The following is a 26,858-nucleotide window of genomic DNA, read 5'->3' as shown; positions in this document are numbered from 1 at the left end:
GCAACGCCAGCGCGTCGTCGACACCGGTGTCGACGTCGACGAATACCGGGGTCACCGTCGCAAGACTACCGGGACGCTCACGGCCACCGGGAGGCCAAGGTGACCACCAGGACGTCGCGCTGCGCCGGCGCGCGCGGGTCCAGCGGCCAAATCGGTGACACGCCGGGCAGGGTCCGCCGGTCGTCGCCGAGCGGTAACTCACCGGGCTCGGTCAGCGTCGCCTTCAGCAGGGGGGCGGCCGGCGTCGTCGCACAGGTGCTCTCCTCGCCGACGGCGTTGCGCCGCCCGACCACAAGCGCGCTGACCAGAATCACCCCGTCGTCGCGGAGCGGACCCGGGAGAGGTGCACCTTGACGTTCCATTCGGCCACGCCGTCCAACACGTCCGCGACCCGGCCCAGCAGCTTGATCGGTCGGTGCAGCAGCGGATCCCGGGCGAACGCGTCGGTCAGCGGCGCGAAGTCCCGGCCCTGGCCGACGTAGAGCGGATTCGAGTCGTCGGGCTGGGTGAACGTGCGGTCCGGCATCCGGTGCACAGACCCGTCGTGCAGCAGGAACTGGCCGTAGCGGCGTAGCCGCCGCACGCCTACGGCCTCGGCGTAGGCGTCCGGCGCCAGATATTCCCAGTGCCGGCCGAACCTCGCCCACACCTGGGGGCCCGCCCGCAGGTTGCGTGTCACATTGCCGCAGGGCATCACGAACGCGCCGGGGTGAGCGACCGCACGGCGGCGGTCACCGGGTCGGCGTCGGCCCGCTCGTCGCAAACAATCCCAGCCATGGGGCCGGAATACCGCAATCGCCTGCGGCTAAACGGAAACCGGCCTACCAGTGCACCCCGGGCACCAAACGCATCAGACGCTTGACGGGCCGGGGGGTGCGCAGGCCGCGGGTGCCGGCGCGAGCGGGGCGCCGGGGCCGGCGTTCGGGCGGCCGGGTCGGGGCCGGGGCGGTGGGCAGCCCGCGCGCCGCCGCCGAATCGGGGTAGCCCAGGTACAGCTGGTGCAGGATGCGCCGCGAGAGCCGCGGCGCGAAGTAGTGGCCGGCCTCGGCGAGCGTGCCCAGCGGGGGGTCGATGCGCGCCGGCTTGTCGACGAGACCGCGCACCACCATCGCGGCCGCGCGCTCGGGGCTGATCGGCGGCACCGGGTTGAGCCGGTGCGACGGCGCGATCATGGGCGTGGCGACCAGCGGCATGTGGATGTTGGTGAACGTGACGTGGTCCGACAGCGTCTCGGAGGCGACGACGTCGGCGAACGCGTCCAGCGCCGCCTTCGTCGGCAGATACGAGCTGTACTTGGGGTTGCGGGCCTGCACACCGGCGCTGGAGACGTTGACGACGTGGCCGAACCGGCGTTCGCGCCAGTGCGGCAGCAAGGCCAGCACCATGCGTACCGCGCCGAAGTAGTTGACCGCCATCACCCGCTCGTAGTCGTGCAGCCGGTCGGTCGAGTTGACCACAGAGCGGCGGATCGAGCGGCCGGCGTTGTTCACCAGGTAGTCGACGTGGTCGAAGCGGCCCAGGATGTCTTTGACGGTGTGCTGCACCGACGCGGAATCGGTGACGTCGCAGGGGAAGGCGTGCGCGTCGCCACCCTCGGCGCGGATCTGGGCTACCAGCTCGTCGAGCGCGTCGCCGTTGCGCGCCAGCGCGAACACCTTTGCACCGCGCCGCGCGACGGCGACGGCCGACGCCCGCCCGATGCCGCTGGATGCCCCGGTGATGATGACGTGGCGGCCGTGCAGCGGTCCTCTGGGGTCATCGCGGCGGGCGCGGTCGGGATCGAGGTGTTCGGCCCAGTACCGCCACAGCTTCGGCGCGTAGGAGGCGAACCCGGGCACTTCGATCCCGCTGCCCCGCAGGGCTTCCCGGGTCTGCTCGCTGACGAAGGTGGGCTTGAGGTCGACCAAGTCGAAGATCCCGGCCGGAATCCCGAGCTGGGTGGCCGCCATGTCGCGCAACACCCGGGCGCGTCCGCGCACTCTCAGCAGCGGCGCGGCCACCGAGCCGGGCAGCGACCCGCGCGCCGGCGGCAGCCCCGCCGCTTTGGCGACGCCACGGTAGATGCCTTGCAGGCCAATGGTTTCCGGAGCCGTCAAATGGAACGTCTGACCATCGCGACCTTCGGCGTGCAGGAGCGCGACCAGCGCGTCGGCGACGTAGTCGACCGGGACGACGTTGGTGCGCCCGGTGTCGGGGAGCAGCATCGGGGTCAACGAAGGCAGCACCGCGAGCTTGGCCAGCACGCCGAAGAAGTAGTAGGGCCCGTCGATTTTGTCCATCTCGCCGGTGCGCGAGTCGCCCACCACCACCGCCGGGCGGTAGATGCGGTGGCGCAGCCCGGGCGCCGAGCGCACCAGCGATTCGGCCTCGAACTTGGTCTGGTGGTAGGGGGTCGGCAGCCGCTGGCCTACGTCGAAGTCGTCCTCGGTGTACTCGCCACGGAAGTCGCCCGCCACGGCGATCGACGACACGTGGTGCAAGGTGGCGCCGAGCCGCTCGGCCAGCTCGATCACCGCGCGGGTGCCCTCGACGTTGGTGGCGCGTTGCGCGGCGTCGTCGGCGGTGATGTCGTAGACGGCCGCGCAGTGCACGACGTGGTCGATCTCGCCGAGGTCGTCGAGGGTCTGCTCGGTCAGCGCCAGGTCGGGCAGCTCGCCGACCAGCGGCCTGGCCCGCTCACCCCACTCGGCGGCCAGGCGTTCGAAGCGGCCGAGCGACCCGCGACGGACCAGCACCCAGACCTGGGCGTCGGGCCGGGTGTCGAGGAGACGATCCACGACGCGGCGACCGATGAACCCGGTACCGCCGGTAACGACATACCGCATGCAGCCATCGTGCGGGTCGGCGCCGCACACGTCAACCGGTGCGGGCGTGAAATCAGTTGGCGAAGCTGCGGATGCCGTCCCAGTCGACCAGCGTCCAGCCCGTGATCGGGTTGCCGGTGAGCACCACGCGGCCGGTGTTGGGCAGGGGATGGTTGGTCAGCAGGCTGTCCTTGCCGTTCTTGGCGTTCATCAGCGTCCACACCATGATCGCCGTCCCCTGGCTGAAGACGACGGGCTTGGCGTGGCCGTCGTCGTAGATCTTGCGGACCGCGGCGGTGAACCGGGAGTTGAAATCGGTGCCGCTGGTCGACCCGGGGACGCTGTCCTGCCGGTCGCCGTTGAGCCAGTCCGCCGGGGCCAGCAGGTACGTCGAGGCGGCCATCGTCTCGGGTTTGCCGTTGTACCAGCCGGCGTTGATCGGCCGCAGCCCGTCGAGCACCTCGACCTGCTTGCCCATCTCACCGGCCAGCGGCCCGGCCGTCTGCTGGGCGTCGGCCATGTCGGAGGCGTAGACGGCGTCGAAGTCGTGATGCGCGTGCGCCACCTGCTGGGCCTGGCCCTTGCCGTCGGCGCTCAGGCCGGGGCCCGGAATCGAGGTGTCGATCAGCCCGTCGGACTCGGCCTGGGACTGGGCGTTGCGGATGAAGGTCAGGGTGATGCTGCGGGCCTGCGGTGACCCACCGCCGCAGGCGCCGACGACGACCGCCGCGGCCAGCACCGCCACTGCCTTGAGTGCGTTCCCCATGCGCGTGGACATGGCGATAGCCTGCCCTGCCGACGGCCCCGGTGGGAAGGGTTTGCGATGGTTGGTACGAAATAGGGGCAAAAGCTTCGATTCCGGCGAGAAGGAGACTCCCTCATGGCGATTGACCCCAGTGCCGTCGGCGCGGTGACCGAACCGATGGAGTTCGCATGGACCGACCGGGACACGATGCTGTACGCGCTCGGCGTCGGCGCCGGTCTCGACGACCTGTCGTTCACCACCGAGAACAGCCACGACATCACCCAGCAGGTGCTGCCCACCTACGCGGTCATCTGCTCACCGGCCTTCGCGGCGGCGGGCAAGATCGGGACCTTCAACCACGCCCTGCTGCTGCACGGGTCGCAGGGCATCCGGCTGCACGCGCCCCTGCCGCCCGCTGGCAAGCTGTCGGTGGTCTCCGAGGTCGCCGACATCCAGGACAAGGGCGAGGGCAAGAACGCCATCATCGTGCTCCGCGGCCGCGGCACCGACCCCGCGTCGGGCGAGCTGATCGCCGAGACGCTGACCACGCTGGTCATCCGCCAGTCGGGCGGGTTCGGCGGACAGCCCGGTCAGCGGCCGGTCGCCCCGGAGATCCCCGACCGCGAGCCCGACGCGCGCATCGCGCTGCCCACCCGCGAGGACCAGGCGCTGATCTACCGGCTCTCCGGGGACCGCAACCCGCTGCACAGCGACCCGTGGTTCGCCAAGGAGTTGGCCGGGTTTCCCAAGCCGATCCTGCACGGCCTGTGCAGCTACGGGGTGGCCGGCCGCGCGCTGGTCGCCGAGCTCGGTGGCGGCGTGGCCGCCAACATCACCGCGATCGACGCGCGGTTCACTTCGCCGGTGTTCCCCGGCGAGACGCTGACCACGCTGATCTGGCGCACCGAACCGGGCAAGGCGGTCTTCCGCACCGAGGTGTCGGCGCCGGACGGTTCGGACGTCCGGGTCGCGCTGGACGACGGCGCGGTGGAGTACGTGGCTTAGGGCGCCGTCCCGGCGGCGCCGGCGCTGCGTGGGCCGAGTGTCGGCCGACGGAACGGGTCGCTGTGCGCGGGAACCTCCGCGGGTCAGTTCCCGCGATCGTCGGTCAACCGTCGCGCCAGCCGGTTGGTGAACTCGCTCACCGCCGCGGGGCTGTCCAGCCCGAACAGCGCGGCGGTGGCGCGGTCGCCGTCCTCGTCGTGGCGCACGAGGATGGGCACGCCGCCGTCGCGCACCGCGTCGAACGCGTCCTCGTCGGTGATGTCGTCGCCCAGGTAGATCGGCGTCAGCGCGCCCGAGCCCGCGAGGTGCAGGTGCTCGAGCACCCAGCGCAGCGTCTTGCCCTTGTCCCAGTCGAGGTCCGGGCGCAGCTCGATGACCTCGCGGCCCGTGGTCACCCGCAGCGCGCTGTGCCGGCCGGCCGCGCGCACCGCCGCGGCCACCTCGCCGACCCGGTCCCGCGGGGCGTTGCGGTAGTGCACGGCCACCCCGAATCGCTTGTGCTCCACCATGACGCCGGGAATCGGCCCGAGCCGCTCGCGCAGCTGGGCGGCCGCACGCTCCAGCACGGGGATGGCCGCGGCCGCGTCGTCGTTCTGGTGGTGTGTCCCGTCGGGCGCGGTCAGCTCGAACCCGTGGCTGCCGGCGTACCAGATTCCGGGTACGCCGACACGGCGGGTCACGTCGGCCAGGTCGCGGCCGGACAGCACGGCGACCGGGCACCGCGCCGCCAGCTTCTGCAGCGCCGTTGTCGCGCCCGCGATGGGCCGGGCCGCGTCCGGGTCGTCGACGATGTCCGACAGTGTGCCGTCGAAGTCGTAGAACACCGCCGGGTTCGACGGCGGGTCCAGGGCCTGCGCCGCGTCGGGAAGCTGCGACATCCGGTGGTCCCCGGTCCGCACCATGAGCTCGTCCACGTCGGCCACCACCGCGTCGGCGCCGGCCTCGTCCAGCGCGTCGCGGCGCCCCGCCCGGTCTTCTCCCGCGGCCACGCCGACCACCAACGCGAAACCGCCCTCGCGCGCGGCCGTGACCTCGGCGACGTCGCTCGCCACGACGACGCAGCGGCCCGGCCGCACCCGCAGGCGCTCGGCCGCCGCGGCCGGGTCGTCGGCGCGCGCGGCGAACAGATCCGCCGGTACGTCGCGGCGGTGGCCGGGCGCGAAGACGGCGGTGCCGAGCCCCACGTCGGCCAACCGGTGCACCATCGTCACCGCCGATTCCAGCGCTTCGCCCCCGGCATCGGTCACCGCGTCGAGGGCGAAGACCGCGGCGTCATGGCGGCGGGGGTCGATGACGACCGGCTCCGGCGTGCGCACCACCCAACCTTCTCATGGTGGCCGGTGCGGCCGGGGCCGGGCCGGTGCCGCGCGTGCGCCGGCGGTCCCTGGCGAACAGCACCACCGAGTCCTCGCTGAGCGCCACCAGCCGGGCCATGCCGACCTCGATGGCGGCGGCCAGCCGCCTGACGTCGCAGGCGGCGTGGTAGTCGGCGGTGATGCCGAAGACGAGCTCGTCGCCGTAGCCGAGCACCGCGACACCGGTGCTCAGCCGCGCGGCCGTCGGGGGGATCGGCAGCAGGCGCTCCATGGTCTGGCCCATCAGCCGCAGCTGGCGCCGTGGGCCCGGGAGGCTGGTCGCCAGCGTCACCAGGTCGCCCTGCGGGAGCCGGTCCATGAGCTGTAAGAGATTGCCCCGCAAGATCGTTGGCAGGTGTTTCAGCGCCGACTCGACGATGCCGGCGCCGGGCTGCCCGGCCTTCCGCCGGGTCGCCACGGTGCGGAGTCGGCGCACCGGGTCGTCGTGTTCGACCGGCAGGTAGACCGGCATGGCCGCGCGGCTCGGCGTCGGCACCACGGTGGGCAGCGAATCGGCCCGCGGCTGCTCGCCGCGCTGCAGCAGCACCGTGCGGAATCCCTCGGTGATCGCCGCGAGCGCGACGTCGTCGGCGGTCACGCCGAACTTGCGGCAGACGCGGTCGACGTCGGCGATCGGCACCCGCACCGTGCGGTACCGGCGCATGGTGGCCGCGCCGGGCGGCGTCCGCAGCGCGGGGCAGACCGCGCCCACCAGTGCGTTGGCGACGGTACCCGCGGCGGACGACGCCCGCCACAGCGCGTGCGGCCACCCGTGCCCGGCGGGTTGCGACGGCGAAAGCTGTTCGGCTACAACGTGGTTGGCGAACTCCGCCGGGTCGTTCTCGTCGCACAACCGGGTGAGCAGGCGGGCGGGGGAGTTGTCCCCGGTCAGGCGGTGGTGCACCTTCATCAGGATCGCCCACTTCCCGCCCTGCAGGCCCTCGATGACCCAGCACTCCCAGGGTGGCCGGTCCGGGTCGAGGGGGCGTTCGAGGGCGAAGGCGATGGCGGCCGACAGCTCGGCGTCGCCGCCCGGGCGGCAGATCGCCACGCGGCGCACGTGGTGGGCGAGCTCGAGCCGCGGAGGGTCGACCCACCCGGGGCCGTGAGGTGGGGGCCGCAGCGCCTGGGAGCAACGTGGCAGCGATTGAAAACGTTCGGCCAGAAGGCTTTTCAACAGCGCATGGTTGGGAACTCCGTCGACGACGGCGACCGCGCCGACGGCCAGGCCGGCATGCCGGTCCGCGGAGGTGGTGAGGTAGGACGTGTCCAGTGCCTTCAGCTGCGCCATGCTCGGTTCCCGCCGTCGATTTTTCCTCGCCCCGTACCAGTATCGGGTCCGGCGTCCCGGCGCGGTAGGCCCGTGGCGTTAAGAACGTGTTGTGCAGTTGAAGAGGTGATTAACAACCGCACCCGCCCGTATCGAACAAACATTCGATAGATTGGGGCACGTGGGCTGGTTCAACGGGCCGCCGAGCTGGGCGGAGATGGAGCGGGTGCTCGACGGCAAACCGCGCCACGGCGGTGCGCTGTCGCAGCCCGAGCAGGAGGGCCCCCTGTCGGGCAGGCGCGCGGCGTACCGCCCGCCCGATGGCGGCCGGCGGGCCCGCTCGCCGGTCCCGTACGCCGAGCTGCACGCGCATTCGGCGTTCAGTTTTCTCGACGGCGCCGGCACGCCCGAGGAACTGGTCGAGGAGGCGGCCCGGCTGGGCCTGCGCGCGTTGGCGCTCACCGACCACGACGGTTTCTACGGGGCGGTGCGGTTCGCCGAAGCCGCCGCCGAACTCGACATGCGCACCGTGTTCGGGGCCGAGCTGTCTTTGGGGCCGGGGGCTCGCACCGAGGCGCCGGACCCGCCCGGCCCGCACCTGCTGGTACTGGCCTGCGGCCCGGAAGGCTACCGGCGGCTGTCACGGCAGCTGGCGGCCGCGCACCTGGCCGGCGGGGAGAAGGGCAAGCCCCGCTACGACTACGACGCGCTGACGCGGGCTGCCGGCGGGCACTGGCACATCCTGACCGGGTGCCGCAAAGGGCATGTGCGCCAAGCCCTTTCCGCGGGTGGCCCGGCTGCCGCCGAGCGGGCGCTGGCCGACCTGGTGGACCGGTTCGGGGCGGAGCGGGTGAGCATCGAGCTGACCCATCACGGCCACCCGCTCGACGACGAACGCAACGCCGCGCTGGCTGGCCTGGCGCCGCGCTTCGGTGTCGGCGTCGTCGCCACCACCGGGGCGCATTTCGCCCAGCCGTCGCGCGGCCGGCTGGCCATGGCGATGGGGGCGATCCGAGCCCGCCAGTCCCTGGACTCGGCCGCGGGCCGGCTGGCCCCGCTGGGCGGTGCGCACCTGCGTTCCGGCGAGGAGATGGCCCGGCTGTTCGCATGGCATCCCGGCGCGGTGACCGCCGCCGCCGAGCTCGGCGAGCGGTGCGCATTCGGGCTGGCGCTGATCGCCCCGCAGCTGCCGCCGTTCGAGGTTCCCGACGGGCACACCGAGGACAGCTGGCTGCGGCACCTGACTATGACGGGTGCGCGTGACCGCTACGGGCTCCCCGAGGCCGCCCCCCGCGCGTACGCCCAGATCGAGCACGAGCTGAAAGTCATTGCCCAGCTGACGTTTCCGGGTTACTTCCTGGTGGTGCACGACATCGCCCGGTTCTGCCGGGACAACGACATCCTCTGCCAGGGCCGGGGGTCGGCCGCCAATTCCGCGGTCTGCTATGCCCTGGGTGTGACCGCGGTGGACCCGGTGGCCAACGAGCTGTTGTTCGAGCGCTTCCTGTCGCCGGCCCGCGACGGGCCGCCCGATATCGACATGGACATCGAGTCCGACCAACGCGAAAAGGTCATCCAGTACGTGTACGACAAATACGGCCGCGACTACGCCGCCCAGGTCGCCAACGTGATCACCTACCGGGGGCGGATCGCGGTGCGCGACATGGCCCGCGCGCTGGGCTTCTCCCAAGGCCAGCAGGACGCGTGGAGCAAGCAGATCGGCCACTGGAACGGGCTCGCGGACTCACCCGACGTCGCAGGCATCCCGGCGCAGGTGATCGACCTGGCGCAACAGATCCGCAACCTGCCACGCCACATGGGCATCCACTCCGGGGGCATGGTGATCTGCGACCGCCCGATCGCCGACGTGTGCCCGGTGGAGTGGGCGCGCATGGCGGGGCGCAGCGTCCTGCAGTGGGACAAAGACGACTGCGCGGCAATCGGTTTGGTGAAGTTCGACCTGCTCGGGCTGGGCATGCTCTCGGCACTGCACTACGCCATCGACCTGGTGGCCGAGCACAAGGGCATCGAGGTGGACCTGGCCCGGCTGGACCTGTCCGAGCCGGCGGTGTACGAGATGCTCGCGCGCGCCGATTCGGTCGGCGTGTTCCAGGTGGAGTCGCGCGCGCAGATGGCCACGCTGCCGCGCCTTAAGCCGCGGATCTTCTACGACCTGGTGGTCGAGGTCGCGCTGATCCGTCCCGGCCCCATCCAGGGCGGGTCGGTGCACCCCTACATCCGGCGGCGCAACGGCCTGGACCCGGTCACCTACGACCACCCGTCGATGGAATCGGCGCTGCGAAAGACGCTGGGGGTGCCCCTTTTTCAGGAGCAGCTGATGCAACTCGCGGTCGACTGCGCCGGCTTCTCCGCCGCCGAGGCCGACCAGTTGCGCCGCGCCATGGGCTCCAAGCGCTCGACCGAGCGCATGCGGCGGCTGCGCGACCGCTTCTACGACGGGATGCGCGCGCTGCACGGCGCCTCCGAGGAGGTGATCGACCGGATCTACGAAAAGCTGGAGGCCTTCGCCAATTTCGGCTTCCCGGAAAGTCACGCGCTGAGCTTCGCGTCGCTGGTGTTCTACTCGTCGTGGTTCAAGCTGCACCACCCGGCGGCGTTCTGCGCGGCGCTGCTGCGTGCCCAGCCGATGGGTTTCTACTCGCCGCAGTCGCTGGTGGCCGACGCGCGCCGCCACGGCGTGACGGTGCACGGCCCGTGCGTCAACGCCAGCCTGGCGCACGCCACGCTCGAGAACGCCGGCACCGAGGTGCGCCTGGGGCTGGGCGCGGTCCGCCATATCGGCGAGGATTTCGCCGAGCGGCTGGTAGAAGAGCGAAAGGCCAACGGCCCGTTCGCTTCCCTGCTGGACCTGACGGCCCGGTTGCAACTGAGCGTGCCGCAGACCGAGGCGCTGGCGACGGCCGGGGCGCTGGGGTGCTTCGGCATGTCGCGGCGCGAGGGCCTGTGGGCGGCCGGGGCCGCGGCCACCCAGCGGCCGGACCGGCTGCCCGGGGTGGGGGCGAGCTCGCACGTCCCGGCGCTGCCGGGGATGAGCGAGCTGGAGCTGGCCGCCGCCGACGTGTGGGCCACCGGCGTCTCCCCGGACAGCTACCCGACGCAGTTCCTGCGCGAAGACCTCGACGCGCTGGGGGTGGTGCCCGCCGGGAAGCTGCTGAGCGTGCCCGACGGCGACCGGGTGCTGATCGCCGGCGCGGTGACCCACCGGCAGCGCCCCGGCACCGCTCAGGGCGTGACGTTTGTCAACCTCGAGGACGAGACCGGGATGGTCAACGTGCTGTGCACGCCGGGGGTGTGGGCGCGGCACCGCAAGCTGGCGAACACGGCGCCGGCGCTGCTGGTGCGCGGTCAGGTGCAGAACGCCAGCGGCGCCGTCACCGTCGTCGCCGAACGGCTGGGCCGCATCAGCCTGGCCGTCGGATCGCGCTCCCGCGACTTCCGGTGAGGCCCGCCGGCCTCACCTCCGCGAGGGTGCGCAGAATGCCACCCAACCCCGGCGTGTCGCGTGCAGACACGCACCCTCGCGAGGGGAGGAGGTCCCGACGGTAGTGTCCGGATCATGACCCTGAACCTGTCCGTCGACGAACTCCTCACCACCACCCGCTCGGTCCGCAAACGCCTCGACTTCGACAAGCCGGTGTCCCACGAGGTGCTGATGGAGTGCCTCGAACTGGCGCTGCAGGCGCCCACCGGGTCCAACGCGCAGGGCTGGCAGTGGGTGTTCGTCGAGGACGCCGACAAGAAGAAGGCGATCGCCGACATCTACCTCGCCAACGCCCGCGACTACCTCAGCCTGCCCGCGGCGCAGTACCCCGAGGGCGACACCCGCGGCGAGCGGATGGACAAGGTCAAGGATTCGGCGCTCTACCTCGCCGAGCACATGCACGAGGCGCCGGTGCTGCTGATCCCCTGCTTGGAGGGCAAGGTGGACAAGGCGCCGCTGGGCCTGAGCGCCTCGTTCTGGGCGTCGCTGTTCCCCGCCGCGTGGAGCTTCTGCCTGGCGCTGCGCTCACGCGGCCTGGGCACCTGCTGGACGACGCTGCACCTGATCAACGACGGTGACCAGCGGGCCGCCGAGGTGCTGGGCATCCCGCACGACAAATACAGCCAGGGCGGGCTGTTCCCGATCGCCTACACCAAAGGCACCGACTTCCGCCCGGCCAAGCGGCTGCCTGCCGACCAGGTCACCCACTGGGACACGTGGTAACTCAGGGTGTGATTGCCCGGCCCGCGCACGGGCCGTATCGTCGCCGGGCTATACGCCCCCGAGGTAGCCGTGCTGGCGCCACGCCTCGTACGCGGCGACGGCCGCGGCGTTCGACAGGTTCAGCGAGCGCCGGCCCGCCAGCATCGGAATCCGCACCTGCGCGGTGACGTGCGCGTCGGCCAGGGTCTCCGCGTCCAGCCCGGTGGGTTCGGGGCCGAACATCAGGACGTCCCCGGCCAGGTATCCGACGTCGGCGAACGAGGTGGGCGCCTGCGCGGTGAACGCGAACACCCGCGCCGGCATCAGCGCGTCCCACGCGGCCGGCAGCGATGCGTGCACGGTGACCGACGCCAGGTCGTGATAGTCCAGCCCGGCGCGCCGCAGCTGCGGTTCGGACAGGTCGAAGCCCAGCGGCTCGACCAGATGCAGCTCGCAGCCGGTGGCGGCCGCCGTCCGGATGGCGTTGCCCGTGTTCGGCGGGATGCGCGGGCAGACGAACAGCAAGCGGAACATGGGGTGATCATGACAAAGCCGCGTGCCCGCACCCGCGCCGCGGGTTTGCCGGTGCTGCCCGCCGGAGTGCGGGGCCGGCTCCCGGGGGCTGTGTCTGCTCAGTAACGATTCTGGTGACCTGGGCCGCGGGCTGTCATACTCGTCGGATTGCCACGTGTATACCGCTCGCGCCCTCTGCGCGCGGCGGGTGGAATAAAGCAGGAAGTTTCATGAGCCTCTGGTTTGTATTGGCGCCGAACGCGAGCGCAGCGGCCGGTCACGCGGCCGCACCCGCGTGACCATGTTCACCCGCCCGGCCCACCTGGCCGCGGCGGCGCCGTCCGGGCCGGCCCCGACCCCCGCCCCCGGCGGGCATCGCGCGAAACGCCCACCGGCCTGGTCGCCGGGCAACTGGCCGGTCCGCGCGAAGGTCCTGGCGATCGTGCTGGTGCCGCTGATGTTGGCGACGGTCTTCGGCGCGCTGCGCGTCCACGGCGAGATGGCCAACTCCGGTGAGCTCAAGCTGGCCGCCGCCCGCGCCGACGTGCTGCCTGCGGTCGCCAAATACATGTCCGCCATGGACGTCGCGTTGCTGGCCGGTTCCACCGAGCGCGACGTCGAAGGCGCCAAGAAGAACTACGAAGCCCGCAAGTACGAACTGCAGCAGCGACTGGCCGACACCGACGTCACCCCCGACGTCCGGTCGGGGGTCGACACGCTGCTCAACGCCGGTCAGGCGCTGCTGGACAAGGTGGCTGACAACAGCATCGGTTTGCGCGAGCGGATCACGACCTATGCCCCGATACTGTTGACGGCCGAGGACGTCATCAACGCCTCGGTGCGCGTCGACGACCAGCGGATCCGGACCGAGACCCAGGGCCTGAGCCGGGCGGTCGGGGCCCGCGGGCAGATGACCATGCAGAAGATCCTGGTCACCCGGGGAGCGGACCTGCCCGAGCCCGCGCTGCGGACGTCGATGATCACCCTGGCCGGCACCGAACCGTCGACGCTGTTCGGGATGAGCCAGGTGCTCGGCGTCGGCTCGCCGGACGCCAAGGCGCTGCAGCAGCAGATGGTGACCCGGATGGCGATCATGTCGGATCCGGCCAGCGTGCTCGTCGACAACCCGGACCTGCTGCGCTCGATCCAGACCACCGACGACCTCGCCGGCCAGATCATCGACGGCACGACGGCCGCGATCACCAAGTCGGTGCGCGCCCAGGCCGCCGAGCGGCACGACGCCGCGGTCCTGGACGCCGTCCTGGTGGCCGCCGCGATCGTGATCGCGCTGATCGTCGTCCTGCTGGTGGCGCGCGCGCTCGTCGTGCCGCTGCGAGTGCTGCGCGACGGCGCGCTCAAAGTCGCCCACACCGACCTCGAGGAGGAGGTGGCCCGGGTCAAGGCGGGCGGCGCCGAACCGGTCCCGCAGCCGCTGCCGGTGTACACCACCGAGGAGATCGGCCAGGTCGCCCACGCGGTCGACGAGCTGCACACCCGGGCGCTGCTGCTCGCCGGCGACGAGGCGCGGCTGCGGTTGCTGGTCAACGACATGTTCGAGACCATGTCGCGGCGCAGCCGTTCCCTGGTCGACCAGCAGCTGTCGCTGATCGACCGGCTGGAGCGCGACGAGCGGGATCCCGAACGCCTGGACAGCCTGTTCCGGCTGGATCACCTGGCGGCCCGGCTGCGCCGCAACAGCGCCAACCTGCTGGTGCTTGCCGGTGCGCAGCTCGCCCGCGACCAGCGCGAACCGGTGCCGCTGTCGACGGTGGTCAACGCCGCGGTGTCCGAAGTGGAGGACTACCGCCGGGTCGAGATCCTCGGGCTGCCCGACTGCGCGCTGGTCGGTGCGGTGGCCGGCGGGGTCATCCACCTGTTCGCCGAGCTGATCGACAACGCGCTGAGCTACTCCCCGCCGACGACGCCGGTCCGGGTCTCCGGCACGCCCGGCGGCGACGGCGGCGTGCTGCTGCGGATCGCCGACGCGGGCCTGGGCATGAGCGACGCCGACCGGCGCATCGCCAACACCAGGCTGCAAGAGGGCGGCGACGTCACCCCCGACCCCACTCCCGACAATGCCCGGCACATGGGGCTGTTCGTGGTGGGCCGGATCGCCGCCCGGCACGGCATCCGGGTCGGGCTGCGGGGCCCGGCGGGCCAGGAAGCCGGATCCGGCACGACGGCCGAGATCTACCTGCCGCCGACCGTGCTCGACGGTGCGGCGCCGGCCCCCGTGGAGACGGCCGGGTCGTGGGCGCCGTCGGTGTCCGCGACGGGCGCCGAACCGACCGGCCCGCAGGCGGAGCCCGAGCCCGAGCCCGAGCCGGCGCCCCGCAACGGGTCCGGGCCCACGGTGACGTTGTTGCCGCGTCGCAACCCGGGCTCGAGCGGCATCACCGACGTCCCCGCCCCGCCGGCGCCGGAACAGCCCAGGCGCGGCCGCCGCGAGCTGGCCAACCCGTGGTGGGAGGGCGGCGCGCGGGCCCAGCCGGAAACCCCGAAAGCCCCCGAAACCCCGAAAGCCCCCGAAACCCCGAAAGCCCCCGAAACCCCGAAAACCCCCGAAACCCCGAAACCCCCGGAGGCCCCGGGCGTGTCGGACACCTCGGCGTTCTTCGCGGCCCGCTCCAGGGAGCTGCGTGAGCGCACCACACCAGCGGTCGACAGTCCCGCGTCCCAGGCCGGCCCGGCCGACGACGTGATCTACCGGCGGATGCTCTCGGAGATGCTGGGCGACCCGCACGACCTGGTCAACAGCCCCGACCTGGACTGGCAGTCCGTATGGGACCGCGGCTGGTCGCTGGCCGCCGAGGCCGAGGACAAGCCCGTCGAGGCGCGCACCGCCGAGCACGGTTTGCCGGTCCGCACGCCCGGGGCCCGGCTGGTGCCCGGCGCAGCTGACGATGACGAGCCGAGCGGCGACGAGCGGCCCGGCAACGGCATCGCGCACCCGGCGCGTGACCCCGAGGCGGTTCGCGCGTCGTTCAGCAGCCATTTCGGCGGGGTGCGCACCGGGCGGACGCACGCCCGTGAGACGAGCAACGGAACGGATCAACCATGACCTCGGGGGGTAGTTCGCTGGACTGGCTGGTGACGAAGTTCGCCCGCGAGGTCCCCGGGGTGGCGCATGCGCTGCTGGTGTCCGTCGACGGGCTGCCCATCGCCGCCAGCGAACACCTGCCGCGGGAGCGCGCCGACCAGTTAGCGGCGGTGGCCTCGGGGCTGGCCAGCCTCGCGACCGGGGCCGCGCAGCTGTTCGAGGGTGGGCAGGTGCTGCAGTCGGTGGTCGAGATGCAGAACGGCTATCTGCTGCTGATGCGGGTCGGCGACGGCTCGCATCTGGCCACGCTGGCCGCGACGTCCTGCGACATCGGCCAGATCGGCTACGAGATGGCCATCCTGGTCGAGCGCGTCGGCAGCGTCGTGCAGTCCACCCGCCGGTCCAGCGTGTCGTGATCCGCGATGGAACCCGAGCCCTGGCCGTCCCCGCGTAAGGCGAGCCTGGTCCGGCCGTACACGTTGACGGCCGGGCGCACCGACACCGACGTCGACCTCCCCCTGGAAGCGCCGATCCAGACGCTGCAGGCCGGCCTTGCCCACCAGTGGCCACCCAAGGATCCGAAAGGCACGATCATCCAGTTGTGTGTCAGCAGCCCGTCGGTCGCCGAAATCGCGGCCCGGCTCGATCTGCCGGTCGGCGTCGCGCGCGTCCTGGTCGGCGATCTGGTTCTGTCCGGCTACCTTCAGGTGCACAGGACGTTGACAGCACTTTCGACCCGCGATGAGCGCCACGAGCTCATAGGAAGGACTCTGCGTGGCTTACGAGCACTCTGATGCCCGGCCGGACGGGGGAGCGCACGCCTCGACGAAGATCGTCGTCGCGGGCGGGTTCGGCGCCGGGAAGACGACGTTCGTCGGCGCGGTGTCCGAGATCATGCCGCTGCGCACCGAGGCGATGCTCACCGACGCCTCGGCCGGCGTGGACGCGCTCGAGGCCACCCCGGACAAGCGGACCACCACCGTCGCGATGGACTTCGGCCGCATCACCCTCGATGAGGACCTGGTGCTCTACCTGTTCGGCACCCCGGGGCAGCGGCGGTTCTGGTTCATGTGGGACGACCTGGTGCGCGGCGCGATCGGGGCGATCGTGCTCGTCGACGTGCGGCGCCTGCAGGACAGCTTCGCCGCAGTCGACTTCTTCGAGCACCGCAAGCTGCCGTTTTTGGTCGCGGTCAACGAGTTCGAGGGCGCACCCCGCTACCCCGCCGGCGAGGTGCGCGAGGCGCTGGCCCTGCCCCCACACATCCCGGTGATCACCGTCGACGCCCGCGACCGCCGCTCGGCCACCGACGCGCTGATCGCCGTCAGCGAGTACGCGCTGGAAAGCCTGGCCGCGAGCTGAGCGCCCCGCAGCCCTGCGCCGACCGCCACTTCGAGGGCCGGGACTTCCGCGACGAGGACCTCGGCCGGCTGCGCACCGAACGGGTCGTGTTCACCGACTGCGACTTCAGCGGCGCCAACCTGGGCGAGTCGGAGCACCGCGGGTCGGCGTTCCGCAACTGCACCTTTCGGCGGACCGTGCTGTGGCGCGCGACGTTCGCGCAGTGCAGCATGCTGGGCTCGGTCTTCGAGCAGTGCCGGCTGCGCCCGGTCACGTTCGACGAGGTGGACTTCACCCTCGCGGTGCTCGGCGGTAACGACTTGCGCGGCCTCGACCTGAGCGGCTGCCGGCTGCGCGAGACCAGCCTGGTCGAAACCGACCTGCGCAAGGCGGTGCTGCGCGGCGCCGACCTCACCGGCGCGCGGACCACCGGCGCCAGGTTCGACGACGCCGACCTGCGCGGCGCCGTGGTGGAGCCCGCGCTGTGGCGGACCGCCGCCCTGGCGGGCGCCCGCGTCGACGTCGACCAGGCCCTGGCCTTCGCGCTGGCGCACGGGCTGCGGCTGGACGCCGCGTCGACCTAGTGCCTGAGCCGGATGCGCCACCGCACGATCGCCGCGTAGGCCACCGTCAGCGCGCCCAGCATCGCCATGTCGAACAGCCAGGCGCCCGGGGTGTGGCGCCAGTGGCTGTCGTGGGGCACCAGCGTCCCGGGCACCAGCGCGTCCACGTTCACCGTCGACGCCGAGGCCGCGTAGCCCCACCGCGCGGGCACCGCCCACGACACCTGGTCCAGCACGATCCGGCCGGTGACCGGGATCAGGCCACCGGCCAGCACGAGCTGCAGCATCAGCGAGACCACCAGCAGCGGCATGATCTGCTCGTTGGAGCGCACCAGCGACGACAGCACCAGCCCGAGGATCGCCGAGGCCACGCACGTCGCGGCGACGGTCACGAACAGCTCGAGGCTCGGATCCCCGAGCAACACCGCCCCCTGGGTAGGCGCCCCCTTGCCGGCGATGACGATGCCCGTCGCGATCGCCGCCTGCACGACCGCGAAGACGCAGAACACGACCATCTTGGCGCCCAGGTAGGCCCCCGTCGACAGGCCGACCGCCTGTTCCCGCCGGAAGATGGGGCGCTCGCCGATCAGGTCGCGGATGGTCAGCGCGGTGCCCATGAAGACGGCCGCGATCGACAGCAGCGTGAGGATCTGCGCCGACTCGTCAGGGGTGTCGCTGGTCGGCGGGGCCACGCCGAACCCGGTGTCGCCCGGCACCGTCAGCGACAGCCCGCCCATGACGAACGGCAGCAGCGCCAGGAACAGGAAGTAGGCGCGGTCGGCGACCACCAGCCGGACCTGGCGGCGGGTGACCGTGGAGAGCTGACGGCGCACGCTGGTGTGCGCGGGGGCGCCCAGGTCGGCCGGCGCCGCCGGGGTCGGCGGGGGCTGCTTCTGCGCGTCCTTCTGGGCCAGGAAGCGCCGGTTGGCCTCCTCGGGGTCGGCGCCCACCTTGGCGAAGATGTGGGCCCAGTTGGTGGTGCCCATGACGTCGCCGATCCCGCCGGGCGGGCCCAGGAAGGCGGTCCTGCCGCCGGGGGCCAGCAGCAGCACCTGGTCGCAGACGTCGAGGTAGGTCAGCGAGTGGGTGACCACCAGCACCACCCGGCCGGCGTCGGCCAGCTGGCGCAGCATCGTCATCACCTGCAGGTCCAGCGCCGGGTCCAGCCCCGAGGTCGGCTCGTCGAGGATCAGCAGCGACGGCCCGGTGAGCAGTTCGAGCGCCACCGAGGCGCGTTTGCGCTGCCCGCCTGACAGCTTGTCGACGCGGGTGTCGGCGTGCTGGGTCATCCCGAGCTCGTCGAGCACCTGCGCGACCACCTGTTCCCGGTCGGCCTTGCTGGTGTCGGGCGGCAGCCGCAGCTCGGCCGCGTAGCCCAGGGCCTGGTTGACCGTCAGCTGGCGGTGCACGACGTCGTCCTGGGGGACCATCCCGATCCTGGTGCGCAGCGACGCGTACTCGGTGTGGATGTCGTGGCCCTCGAAGGTGACCGAACCCGCGCTCGGGGTCGCGTAGCCGGCGATCAGCCGCGACAGGGTGGTCTTCCCGGCGCCGGACCCGCCGATGATGGCGGTCAGTGTGCCGGGCCGGGCGGTCATCGAGATCCGCTCGAGCAGGCTCTTGCCGTCGACGCTGAAGCCGACCTCGTGCACCTCCAGCCCGCCGGTGCGGGTGGCCGGCTCCTGGCGGCGCACGAGGACCCCGTCGCCGAACACCAGGTCGACGTTGCCGATCGTGACCACGTCGCCCTCGGCGAGCACGGCGGACCCGACCCTGATCCCGTTGACGAAGGTGCCGTTGATGCTGTTCGCATCGCGGATCTCGGTGCCGAGCGGCGTTGGCGCCAGGAATGCGTGATGGCGTGAGGCCAGCACGTCGTGGATGACGATGTCGTTGTCGAGCGACCGCCCGATCCAGGCGGGGCCGCCCGGTGGCGGCGGCTCACCACCGGCGTCGGGCCCGATTGTCCGGACCCGGGTGGTCGGGAACTCGGCGATCTCGCCGGTGACGCCGATCTGGGTCGGCGGGTCCGGGTCGGGCGCGGCCGGCGGGGGCACGTGGATGGCGGTGGTGCGCTGCGCGTCGTCGGGCGGGCGCCGGCGCCAGCTGCGGGTGGGCGGGTCGGGCCTGTCGGGCGGCGCGACCGGCGCCGCCGGCGGCGCCAGGCCCACGGCCCCGTCGTGGCGTCCGACCTCGAACGTGAGCCGTGGCCCGTCGGGCTTGCCGATGTTGATGCTCTGGCCGTCGTGAATGTAGGCGGTCGGCACCCGCTGGCCGTTGACGAACATCCCGTTCAACGAGTTGTTGTCGACGGCCGTCCACCCGCCCTCGCCGAACCGCAGCAACAGGTGTGCGCGCGCGATCAACGGGTGCGCCACGCGCAGGTCGGCGCGCACGTCGTTGCCGACGACGACGTCGCGGCCGGGGGCGAAGCTGCTCTGGGTTTTGTCGATCCGAACCGTGAGCACGGGCTGCGCGGGACGAGTCACCAGACCAGATTAATGACGGCGACGGCTGTCGCGCCCGAGCCGGGTTTCAGCGCTTCAGGCGGATGTGCCACCGGATGAAGCCGGCGTAGGCCACCGACAACGCCGCCAGCATGAACATGTCGAACACCAGAATGTGCTTGGAGTGCTGCCAGATCGGGTCGTTGGTCGGGATCTGCTTGACCTTGACCAGCGCCGGGAAGTCGATCGAGGCCGCGCCCGCAGCGTAACCCCAGCGTGCCGGGGTCACCCAGGCGAGCTGCTCGAGCCCGAAACGGCCGTAGACCGGGATCATGCCGCCGGAAAGTACCAGTTGGGACATGATCGACACCACCAGCATCGGCATGATCTGTTCGTTGGACTGCGCCAGCGCCGACAACAGCAGCCCGAGCATCGCCGACGCCACACAGGTGCCGGCGACGGTGACGAACAGCGAGAAGGTGGAGTTGCCCAGGAACAGGGCCGGTGCGGTTGGGGCGCCCTTGCCGATCCGCACGATCAATGTCGCCACCGCTGCCTGGCCGGTCGCGAACACGGAGAAGACCGCGATCTTGGCGAGCAGGTAGGCGTTGGTGGACAGGCCCACCGCCTGTTCCCGCTTGAAGATCGGGCGCTCGCCGATCAGGTCGCGGATGGTCAGCGCCGTGCCCATGAAGACGGCGCCGATGTTGAGCAGCACCATGATGTATTGCGGCTGCGTGGGCGCGGCACCGAGCGGATTGGCGGGCCCGAGGCCCGGGTTGGACCCCTTCACCGTCAGCGACAAGCCGCCGATGAGGAACGGCAGCACCGCCAGGAAGATCGTGTATCCCCGGTCGGATATAACCAGCCGGACCTGCCGACGGGCGATCGTGGACAGTTGCCGCCATAGATCCGTCTTGGGCGGCTCGCCCAGGTCCGCCGGGCTCTGCGGCGACGGTGGCCGCTGCGCATGGTCGCCGCGCTCCTTGAAGCGGCGGTTGGCCTCGTCCGGGTCGGCGCCCACGTTGGCGAAGATGTCCGCCCAGTTGCGGGTGCCCATCGCGGCCTCGACCTGGTCGGGCGGGCCGCAGAACGCGGTCTTGCCGCCGGGTGCGACCAGCAGGATCTGGTCGCAGACGTCCAGGTAGGACACCGAGTGGGTGACCACCAGCACCACGCGCCCCGCGTCGGCCAGCTGGCGCAGCATCAGCATGACCTGGCGGTCCAGCGCCGGGTCCAGGCCCGAGGTGGGCTCGTCCAGCAGCAACAGCGACGGCTGGGTGAGCAGTTCGAGCGCCACCGAGGCGCGTTTGCGCTGGCCGCCCGACAGCTTGTCTACCCGGGTGTCGGCGTGCTTGGTCATGTCGAGCTCTTCGAGCACCTGGGCGACGATCTGCGCCCGCTCCTCTTTGCTAGTGTCCGGCGGGAGGCGCAGCTCGGCGGCGTAGTTGAGGGCCTGGTTGACGGTCAGTTGGCGGTGCACGACGTCGTCCTGCGGGACCATCCCGATCCGGCTACGCATGTTCGCGTATTCCTTGTGGATGTCGTGTCCCTCGAAGCAAACCGTGCCTGAGCTGGGGCTGGTGTACCCGACGATCAGCCGCGACAGCGTGGTCTTGCCCGCGCCGGAACCACCGATGATGGCCGTCAGCGTCCCGGGACGGGCCGTCAGCGAGATGTGGTCGATCAGTTGTTTGCCGTGCTCGACGCTGAAGCAGACCGAGTTCACCTCCAGGCCGCCGGTGCGCGTCGCGGCCTCCGTGCGCCGGACCAGCGTGTCGCGGGTGAACACCAGGTCGACGTTGCCGATGGTGACCACGTCGCCCTCGGTCAGCACCGCCGACCCGACGCGGACGCCGTTGACGAACGTCCCGTTGACGCTGTGCGCGTCGCGGATCTCGGTGCCCAGCGGGGTATGGATCATGAAGGCGTGGTGGCGGGAGGCCAGGACGTCTTGGATGACGATCTCGTTGTCGGTGGCGCGGCCGATCGTGATCGCGCCGGCCGGCTTCTCCAGCGACCCGGACCGGGACGGCATCAACGCCTGCATCATCTTCGTCGCCAGGTTCGCCACCTCGGGCTCTTTGGCGGCCCTGGGCGCCGACATCTGGGTCGGCGGTGAGGACTGCGACGACGCCCAGGGTCCGGCGGCCGGCACCTGCGGGCGCGGCTGGAAGTTGCCGGGCGGCGGCGGGCTCGCCGGATGCGGGTGCGGCCGCAGTCCGCCGCCGGCCGGCGGGCGCATGGGCTGCCCGTGCGGTGGCGGCGGGCCCGGATGCGGTCGCGGCGGCGCGCCCGACGGCCGGGCGGGTGGCGGCCCGGGCGGGCCTGGGGGAGCGGGAGGAGCGGCGGGGGGCCCGGACCAGGCGCTGCTCAAGGACTGGGTCGCGTTGGCCGGGAGACGCATCGACTCGGTTTCGGGAGGGCGCCCGGCCATGCCTTGGTGGCGGCCGACCTCGAACCGCAGCTGCGGCCCGTCGGGGTTTCCGATGTTGAGGCACTGGCCGTCGTGGATGTCGACGACGGGAACGCGCCGGCCGTTGACGAACGTGCCGTTGAGCGAGCCGTTGTCGATCGCCAGCCAGCGGCCCTGGTCGTAGCGAAGCAGCAGGTGGGCCCGCGAGATGAGCGGATGAGTGACCCGCATGTCAGCCCGCAGGTCGCGTCCGACGACCACGTCATGACCCGCCGCGAAGGTGCGTTCACCACCGTCATAGCGGACGGTCAGGACTGGCGGGGCTGGTGCACTCATCGAAACAACATTATCTGGTGCAGATAAGTTCGCGGTCGAGGCCGAGTGCCAGCCTCCTCCTCACGCCGCCTTAGGCGGCGTGCATCGTCAGCGGGCCGGGCTGGATTGCCCGCCTCCTCCTCACGCCGCCTTAGGCGGCGTGCATCGTCAGCGGGCCGAATCGGGCGCGCCGGTGACCACGCAGTACGTCCGGCTGTAGATGGTGGCCATGCACTGGTTGCAGTGCGTGCAGGCCGAATGCACGCTGTGCCGGTCACCGTCGGCGGCGATCCGGTTGATCAAATCGGGCTCGGCGAGCAGGGCCCGGCCCATCGCGACGAACTGGAATCCCTCGGCCATCGCCAGATCCATCGTCTCCCGGTTGGTGATGCCGCCGAGCAGGATCAGCGGCATCTTCAGCTCGGCCCGGAACAGCTTGGCGTGGCGCAACAGGTAGGCCTCGCGGTAGGGGTACTCGCGCAGGAATTTCTTGCCCGTCATGCGCATGCCCCAGCTCAGTGGCGGCTTGAAGGCGGCGGCGAACTGCTTGAGCGGTGCGTCGCCGTGGAATAGGTACATGGGGTTGACCAGCGAGCTGCCCGCGGTCAGCTCGATCGCGTCCAGCCCGCCGTCGTCCTGCAGCCATTTGGCGGTGGTCAGCGCCTCCTCGGTGCTGATGCCGCCGCGGACGCCGTCGGTCATGTTGAGCTTGGCGGTGACCGCGATCCGGCCCGCCCCGCGCATGTCGACCGCGCGGCGCACGGCCATCACCAGCCCGCGGGCCACCTTGGCCCGGTTCTCCAGCGATCCGCCGAACTCGTCGTTGCGGCGGTTGATCAGCGGAGACAGGAACGCGCTCGCCAAATAGTTGTGGCCCAGGTGGATCTCGACCGCGTCGAAGCCGGCGTCGATGGCCAGCATCGCGGCGTTGGCGTGCGCGGCGGTCACGTCGTCGATGTCGTCGCGGGTCGCCTTCCTGGCGAACCGCATCCCGATGGGATTGAAGAACCGCACCGGCGCCAGCGCGGTCGCCCTGTTGGACTTGGCGTTGGCGACGGGGCCGGCGTGGCCGATCTGCGCGCTCACCGCCGCCCCCTCGGCGTGCACCGCGTCGGTGAGCCGGCGCAGCCCGGGCACCGCCTCCGGACGCATCCAGAGTCCGTTGCCCTCGGTGCGGCCGCCGGGGGAGACCGCGCAGTAGGCGACGGTCGTCATGCCGACCCCGCCCGCGGCGGGCAGGCGGTGGTATTCGATGAGGTCGTCGGAAACCAACCCGTTGGGCGTGCGCGCTTCGAATGTGGCGGACTTGATGGTGCGGTTGCGCAGCGTCACCGGACCCAGCTTGGCCGGGGCGAACACGTCAGGTGGGGTAGACATGCGAGGAGCCTAAACCCGCCGCGTGCCAGACTGTGAGGCGTGGGCGCAATCACACTGGACGGCAAGGTCACCCGCGACGAGATCTTCGTCGATCTGAAGCAGCGGGTGGCCGCGTTGACCGCGGCGGGTCGCACCCCGGGGCTGGGCACCATCCTGGTCGGTGACGATCCCGGGTCGCAGGCCTACGTGCGCGGTAAGCACTCCGACTGCGCCAAGGTCGGCATCACCTCGATCCGCCGCGATCTGCCCGCCGACACCAGCACCGCCACGCTGCACGAGACCATCGACGAGCTCAACGCCAACCCCGAATGCACCGGCTACATCGTGCAGTTGCCGCTGCCCAGGCATCTGGACGAGAACGCGGCGCTGGAGCGCATCGACCCGGCCAAGGACGCCGACGGGCTGCATCCCACCAACCTGGGCCGCCTGGTGCTCAGCATCCCGGCGCCGCTGCCGTGCACCGCGCGGGGCGTCGTGCACCTGCTGCGGCGCTACGGGATCGAGATCGCCGGGGCGCACGTCGTCGTCATCGGCCGCGGCGTGACGGTCGGCCGGCCACTGGGGCTGCTGCTGACGCGCCGTTTTGAGAACGCCACTGTGACGTTGTGCCACACCGGAACTCGCGACCTGTCCGCGTTCACCAAGCAGGCCGAAATCATCGTGGCCGCAGCCGGTGTCCCGCACATGCTGACCGCCGACATGGTGCGCCCCGGCGCCGCGGTGGTCGACGTGGGGGTCAGCCGCACGGAGGACGGCCTGGTGGGCGACGTGCATCCGGATGTCTGGGAGGTGGCCGGCCACGTGTCGCCCAACCCGGGCGGAGTCGGCCCCCTGACGCGCGCGTTTCTGCTGACCAACGTCGTCGAGCTGGCCGAGCGGCAATGAACGGCCGGGCTGTGCTGCGGGCCCAGTGGCCGATACTGCTGGTGGGGGTGATCTTCGCCACGGCTTTCGCGTTGGCGGGGGCCAACTTCTGGCGGCGCGGTTCGTTGCTGATCGGCATCGGCGTCGGCGTGGCCGCGATGCTGCGCTTGGCGCTGCCCGACGACCGGGCCGGCCTCTTGGTGGTGCGCAGCAAGGGCGTCGACTTCGTGACCACCGCGACGATCGGGGCTGCGATGGTCTACATCGCCTGGACCATCGACCCGCTGGGTACCGGTTAGGCTCCCGGCAGCGCGGGCAGGCCCGGCATGCCCGGGACCTGCGGCAAGCCGCCGGTCAGGTTGCCGTTGGCGATCGATGCGATCTCCTCGGGGCAGTACGTCTGGATCGCGATGGTGGTGAACAGCTGCGCCATCTGCGGGGACATGCCCCCGCCCCTGACCCGGGCCGCCGCCGCGGCGAAGTTCCCGCCCGGCTCCGCGAGCATCGGGCAGATGGACTGGCCCACGCCGATCGCGTTTCCGGGCTCACCGAAGTTGATCCCGGCGTGGTTCAGCGCGTCGATGAAGCCGTCGTCGGTCGTCCAGTCAGCCTCGGCGGGTGCCGCGAGGGCCGCCGCCGCGGTGACGACGGCGGCCGCGCCGGCCAGCAGCCGAATGCTCAGGGGCTGATGACGGAACATCCAGATCCAATCGTGAGTGCGTGCCGTTGGTTTCAAGACAGCTTCCCCGTCTGTCGTGAGTGCTCCTCCGGCACTCGGATCACCCCGAAAACATTGGCCTATCCCGGTCACATCGAGGATACGGTGGGATAAAGCTTCGCACACTATGCCGTTTCGTGCGCGCCTCCCACCCGCGGCATCGGTTACCGGGTCCTCGTCGGCCCGCGGGCGGCGGGACACATCGACGCCACACCGTGATCCGACACGCGCCGCGGCGGGAAGTTTCCCGGCCCCAAATGTTCCAGAATCCGGCCCATGACGACGAATCGAAGCCGTCCGTTGGACCATGCGATCTCGCGCCAGACGTTCCTTCGCGGTGCCGTCGGGATGTTGGCGACGGGGGCGGTGTTCGGCACCGCGCGGGCGGCGGCGGACCCGGCCGGCGGGTGGGGCGGTCTGGCGTCCTCCATCGGAGGCAGGGTGCTGCTGCCGGCCAGCGGCGCTCAATTCGTTAAAGGCAAGCAGGTTTTCAACTCGTTCTACAGCAATTCGAATCCGGCCGCGGTGGTTGCGGTGTCGTCGCAGGCGGACGTGCAGCGGGCGGTCGCCTTCGCGACGGCCAACAGGCTCCAGGTCGCCCCGCGGGCCGGCGGGCATTCGTATATCGGCGCCTCGACCGCCGCCAATGCGATGGTGCTCGACCTGCGGGGCCTCCCCGGCGGGGCGCAGCTGGACGGCGGCAACGTGACGGTGACCCCGGCGACCAATCTGGCCGCCTTGCAACAGGCTTGCGCCGGCGCCGGCCGGGCGGTCCCAGTCGGCACCTGCCCGACGGTCGGCATCGGGGGGTCCGCGCTCGGCGGCGGCATCGGCGCGGATACGCGGCGCGCGGGCCTCACGTGCGACACGCTGCAGTCGGCCACGGTCGTGCTGCCGAGCGGCGACGTGGTCACCGCCTCCGCCAACGACCATCCCGATCTGTTTTGGGCGCTGCGCGGGGGCGGCGGCGGCAACTTCGGCGTGACGACGGCGATGACGTTCGCGACGTTCGCCGCCGACTCCACCGACGTAGTGCGACTCGACTTTCCGTCGTCGTCCGCGGTGCAGGTGCTGTCCGGCTGGCAGTCCTGGCTCGCCGCCGCCGACCGGAACACCTGGGGCCGCGTCGATCTCGCCATCGGGTCGTCGCAGACGAACTGCCAGATCCTGGCCACCTGCCCCGCGGGCACCGGGGCCTCGGCGGCGAACGCGATCAAGTCCGCGGTCGGTGTGCAACCCAGTGGCGTGCAGAACACGACGATGACACACCTGGGCCTGGCGACGTATCTTGCCGGCGGCAGCTCGGCGTCGTCTCCCCGCGGGTTCGTCGCGGGATCGGACGTGATCTCGACGGTGAACGCCGCTGCGGCACATGCGATTGCCACCGCCATCGGGCAGTGGCCCGCGGCGGCCGGGAAGGCCTCCGTGCTCGTCGACCCCCTGGGGGGAGCGGCCGGCGACCTGGCGCCGGGCGATACGGCCTTCCCGTGGCGCAAGCAGTCCGCGGTGCTGCAGTGGTACGCCGAACCCGCCGCCAACCAGGTGCCGGCGGCGACGAAATGGCTGGCCGCCGCACACCAAGCGGTGCAACCGTATTCGGTCGGCGGGTACGTCAACTACCTGGAGGCCAACACCCCGGCGTCGCGCTACTTCGGTTCCAATCTCTCGCAGCTGTCCACCGTGCGGCAGAAGTACGACCCGAGTCGGGTCATGTTGTCAGGGTTGACCTTCTAGCCAAAAAACTTGTGTCACTGTGGTTTCTGTGGTCACATTCCGGGGTTTGTTGTCGGTGGGTGCGCATAGTTTGACGGTGTGAGTGTTGACCGGGAGGAGCTGGGTGCGGCGTTCGACGCGCTGGATGCCGACCTGGACACGCTGCTG

Annotated in this window: 20 protein-coding genes and 1 pseudogene; 11 read left to right on the top strand and 10 right to left on the bottom strand. The window is 71.4% G+C overall.

Features of this window, described 5'->3' with window-relative positions:
• Nucleotides 1-77: 77 nt before the first annotated feature.
• From AC2VOR_RS05970 to AC2VOR_RS05960, 3 genes and pseudogenes are all read right to left on the bottom strand, one after another.
• Nucleotides 78-694, bottom strand: a pseudogene (locus AC2VOR_RS05970) (2OG-Fe dioxygenase family protein).
• 127 nt (nucleotides 695-821) lie between these two features.
• Nucleotides 822-2,825, bottom strand: a complete 2,004-nt coding sequence (locus AC2VOR_RS05965; protein ID WP_369740301.1) for an SDR family oxidoreductase — start codon at nucleotides 2,823-2,825, stop codon at nucleotides 822-824.
• 52 nt (nucleotides 2,826-2,877) lie between these two features.
• Nucleotides 2,878-3,582 (bottom strand): histidine phosphatase family protein, encoded by a 705-nt coding sequence (locus AC2VOR_RS05960; RefSeq protein WP_486963371.1) that lies wholly within the window; start codon nucleotides 3,580-3,582, stop codon nucleotides 2,878-2,880.
• A gap of 102 nt (nucleotides 3,583-3,684) precedes the next feature.
• Between AC2VOR_RS05960 and AC2VOR_RS05955 the strand changes: the two genes are divergently transcribed.
• The gene (locus tag AC2VOR_RS05955; protein WP_369740297.1) at nucleotides 3,685-4,554 is read left to right on the top strand and encodes a MaoC/PaaZ C-terminal domain-containing protein; all 870 of its coding nucleotides are present in this window, start codon (nucleotides 3,685-3,687) and stop codon (nucleotides 4,552-4,554) included.
• Between the two features lie 83 nt (nucleotides 4,555-4,637).
• On the opposite strand, the gene otsB is transcribed toward AC2VOR_RS05955, so the two are convergent.
• Both otsB and AC2VOR_RS05945 read right to left on the bottom strand, forming a co-directional pair.
• On the bottom strand, nucleotides 4,638-5,870 hold the full coding sequence (gene otsB / locus AC2VOR_RS05950; RefSeq protein ID WP_486963370.1) for a trehalose-phosphatase: 1,233 nt from the start codon (nucleotides 5,868-5,870) through the stop codon (nucleotides 4,638-4,640).
• Entirely contained in the window at nucleotides 5,827-7,200 is a 1,374-nt protein-coding gene (locus AC2VOR_RS05945; protein ID WP_369740293.1) for a wax ester/triacylglycerol synthase domain-containing protein, read from the bottom strand. The genes otsB and AC2VOR_RS05945 overlap by 44 nt, the downstream gene beginning before the upstream one ends.
• A 160-nt stretch (nucleotides 7,201-7,360) precedes the next feature.
• Here AC2VOR_RS05945 and AC2VOR_RS05940 point away from each other — a divergent pair, with 160 nt between their 5' ends.
• Complete coding sequence (locus tag AC2VOR_RS05940; RefSeq protein WP_369740292.1) at nucleotides 7,361-10,642, top strand: error-prone DNA polymerase; 3,282 nt, start codon at nucleotides 7,361-7,363, stop codon at nucleotides 10,640-10,642.
• A gap of 114 nt (nucleotides 10,643-10,756) precedes the next feature.
• A complete protein-coding gene (locus AC2VOR_RS05935; RefSeq protein ID WP_369740291.1) occupies nucleotides 10,757-11,404 on the top strand; it encodes a nitroreductase family protein in 648 nt (215 codons plus the stop codon).
• A 48-nt stretch (nucleotides 11,405-11,452) separates the two neighbouring features.
• Here AC2VOR_RS05935 and AC2VOR_RS05930 read toward each other — a convergent pair whose 3' ends face one another.
• Nucleotides 11,453-11,917 carry a tRNA (cytidine(34)-2'-O)-methyltransferase gene (locus tag AC2VOR_RS05930; RefSeq protein ID WP_369740289.1) on the bottom strand — a complete coding sequence of 155 codons (465 nt, stop codon included), beginning with the start codon at nucleotides 11,915-11,917 and terminating at the stop codon, nucleotides 11,453-11,455.
• Between the two features lie 274 nt (nucleotides 11,918-12,191).
• Between AC2VOR_RS05930 and AC2VOR_RS05925 the strand changes: the two genes are divergently transcribed.
• The 5 genes from AC2VOR_RS05925 to AC2VOR_RS05905 are packed head-to-tail and all read left to right on the top strand — an operon-like array spanning nucleotide 12,192 to nucleotide 16,861.
• A complete protein-coding gene (locus tag AC2VOR_RS05925; protein WP_486963369.1) occupies nucleotides 12,192-14,957 on the top strand; it encodes a sensor histidine kinase in 2,766 nt (921 codons plus the stop codon).
• Nucleotides 14,954-15,352, top strand: a complete 399-nt coding sequence (locus AC2VOR_RS05920) for a serine protease inhibitor (protein WP_486963368.1) — start codon at nucleotides 14,954-14,956, stop codon at nucleotides 15,350-15,352. The genes AC2VOR_RS05925 and AC2VOR_RS05920 overlap by 4 nt, the downstream gene beginning before the upstream one ends.
• A gap of 6 nt (nucleotides 15,353-15,358) precedes the next feature.
• On the top strand, nucleotides 15,359-15,730 hold the full coding sequence (locus tag AC2VOR_RS05915; RefSeq protein ID WP_369740284.1) for a DUF742 domain-containing protein: 372 nt from the start codon (nucleotides 15,359-15,361) through the stop codon (nucleotides 15,728-15,730).
• Entirely contained in the window at nucleotides 15,711-16,298 is a 588-nt protein-coding gene (locus AC2VOR_RS05910; RefSeq protein ID WP_369740282.1) for a GTP-binding protein, read from the top strand. The genes AC2VOR_RS05915 and AC2VOR_RS05910 overlap by 20 nt, the downstream gene beginning before the upstream one ends.
• Nucleotides 16,295-16,861 carry a pentapeptide repeat-containing protein gene (locus AC2VOR_RS05905; RefSeq protein WP_369741744.1) on the top strand — a complete coding sequence of 189 codons (567 nt, stop codon included), beginning with the start codon at nucleotides 16,295-16,297 and terminating at the stop codon, nucleotides 16,859-16,861. Before AC2VOR_RS05910 ends, AC2VOR_RS05905 begins: the two co-directional genes overlap by 4 nt.
• On the opposite strand, the gene AC2VOR_RS05900 is transcribed toward AC2VOR_RS05905, so the two are convergent.
• The 3 genes from AC2VOR_RS05900 to AC2VOR_RS05890 all read right to left on the bottom strand — a co-directional run bounded on the left by AC2VOR_RS05900 (nucleotide 16,858) and on the right by AC2VOR_RS05890 (nucleotide 23,395).
• Nucleotides 16,858-19,329 (bottom strand): ATP-binding cassette domain-containing protein, encoded by a 2,472-nt coding sequence (locus AC2VOR_RS05900; protein WP_486963367.1) that lies wholly within the window; start codon nucleotides 19,327-19,329, stop codon nucleotides 16,858-16,860. The two genes, AC2VOR_RS05905 and AC2VOR_RS05900, sit on opposite strands and share 4 nt — an antisense overlap.
• A 46-nt stretch (nucleotides 19,330-19,375) precedes the next feature.
• Complete coding sequence (locus AC2VOR_RS05895) at nucleotides 19,376-22,039, bottom strand: ATP-binding cassette domain-containing protein (RefSeq protein ID WP_486963366.1); 2,664 nt, start codon at nucleotides 22,037-22,039, stop codon at nucleotides 19,376-19,378.
• A 147-nt stretch (nucleotides 22,040-22,186) separates the two neighbouring features.
• A complete protein-coding gene (locus AC2VOR_RS05890) occupies nucleotides 22,187-23,395 on the bottom strand; it encodes an NADH:flavin oxidoreductase (RefSeq protein ID WP_369740276.1) in 1,209 nt (402 codons plus the stop codon).
• A gap of 39 nt (nucleotides 23,396-23,434) precedes the next feature.
• Here AC2VOR_RS05890 and AC2VOR_RS05885 point away from each other — a divergent pair, with 39 nt between their 5' ends.
• On the top strand, nucleotides 23,435-24,280 hold the full coding sequence (locus tag AC2VOR_RS05885; RefSeq protein ID WP_369740275.1) for a bifunctional methylenetetrahydrofolate dehydrogenase/methenyltetrahydrofolate cyclohydrolase: 846 nt from the start codon (nucleotides 23,435-23,437) through the stop codon (nucleotides 24,278-24,280).
• A complete protein-coding gene (locus tag AC2VOR_RS05880; protein WP_369740273.1) occupies nucleotides 24,277-24,558 on the top strand; it encodes a DUF3017 domain-containing protein in 282 nt (93 codons plus the stop codon). Before AC2VOR_RS05885 ends, AC2VOR_RS05880 begins: the two co-directional genes overlap by 4 nt.
• Here the strand turns inward: AC2VOR_RS05880 and AC2VOR_RS05875 are convergent.
• Nucleotides 24,555-24,995 (bottom strand): DUF732 domain-containing protein, encoded by a 441-nt coding sequence (locus tag AC2VOR_RS05875; protein WP_369740271.1) that lies wholly within the window; start codon nucleotides 24,993-24,995, stop codon nucleotides 24,555-24,557. The two genes, AC2VOR_RS05880 and AC2VOR_RS05875, sit on opposite strands and share 4 nt — an antisense overlap.
• A 282-nt stretch (nucleotides 24,996-25,277) precedes the next feature.
• Between AC2VOR_RS05875 and AC2VOR_RS05870 the strand changes: the two genes are divergently transcribed.
• Entirely contained in the window at nucleotides 25,278-26,711 is a 1,434-nt protein-coding gene (locus AC2VOR_RS05870; RefSeq protein ID WP_486963372.1) for an FAD-dependent oxidoreductase, read from the top strand.
• Nucleotides 26,712-26,858: the final 147 nt, after the last annotated feature.

The sequence above is a fragment of the Mycobacterium sp. TH-M103 genome, assembly GCF_057473785.1.
This window is presented reverse-complemented; position numbering and strand designations above follow the sequence as displayed.

Coding starts and splice junctions, on each gene's coding strand:
- AC2VOR_RS05965 (WP_369740301.1), bottom strand. CDS start 2,825: ATGCGGTATGTCGTTACCGGCGGTACCGGGTTCATCGGTCGCCGCGTC.
- AC2VOR_RS05960 (WP_486963371.1), bottom strand. CDS start 3,582: ATGTCCACGCGCATGGGGAACGCACTCAAGGCAGTGGCGGTGCTGGCC.
- AC2VOR_RS05955 (WP_369740297.1), top strand. CDS start 3,685: ATGGCGATTGACCCCAGTGCCGTCGGCGCGGTGACCGAACCGATGGAG.
- AC2VOR_RS05945 (WP_369740293.1), bottom strand. CDS start 7,200: ATGGCGCAGCTGAAGGCACTGGACACGTCCTACCTCACCACCTCCGCG.
- AC2VOR_RS05935 (WP_369740291.1), top strand. CDS start 10,757: ATGACCCTGAACCTGTCCGTCGACGAACTCCTCACCACCACCCGCTCG.
- AC2VOR_RS05930 (WP_369740289.1), bottom strand. CDS start 11,917: ATGTTCCGCTTGCTGTTCGTCTGCCCGCGCATCCCGCCGAACACGGGC.
- AC2VOR_RS05920 (WP_486963368.1), top strand. CDS start 14,954: ATGACCTCGGGGGGTAGTTCGCTGGACTGGCTGGTGACGAAGTTCGCC.
- AC2VOR_RS05915 (WP_369740284.1), top strand. CDS start 15,359: ATGGAACCCGAGCCCTGGCCGTCCCCGCGTAAGGCGAGCCTGGTCCGG.
- AC2VOR_RS05895 (WP_486963366.1), bottom strand. CDS start 22,039: ATGAGTGCACCAGCCCCGCCAGTCCTGACCGTCCGCTATGACGGTGGT.
- AC2VOR_RS05890 (WP_369740276.1), bottom strand. CDS start 23,395: ATGTCTACCCCACCTGACGTGTTCGCCCCGGCCAAGCTGGGTCCGGTG.
- AC2VOR_RS05880 (WP_369740273.1), top strand. CDS start 24,277: ATGAACGGCCGGGCTGTGCTGCGGGCCCAGTGGCCGATACTGCTGGTG.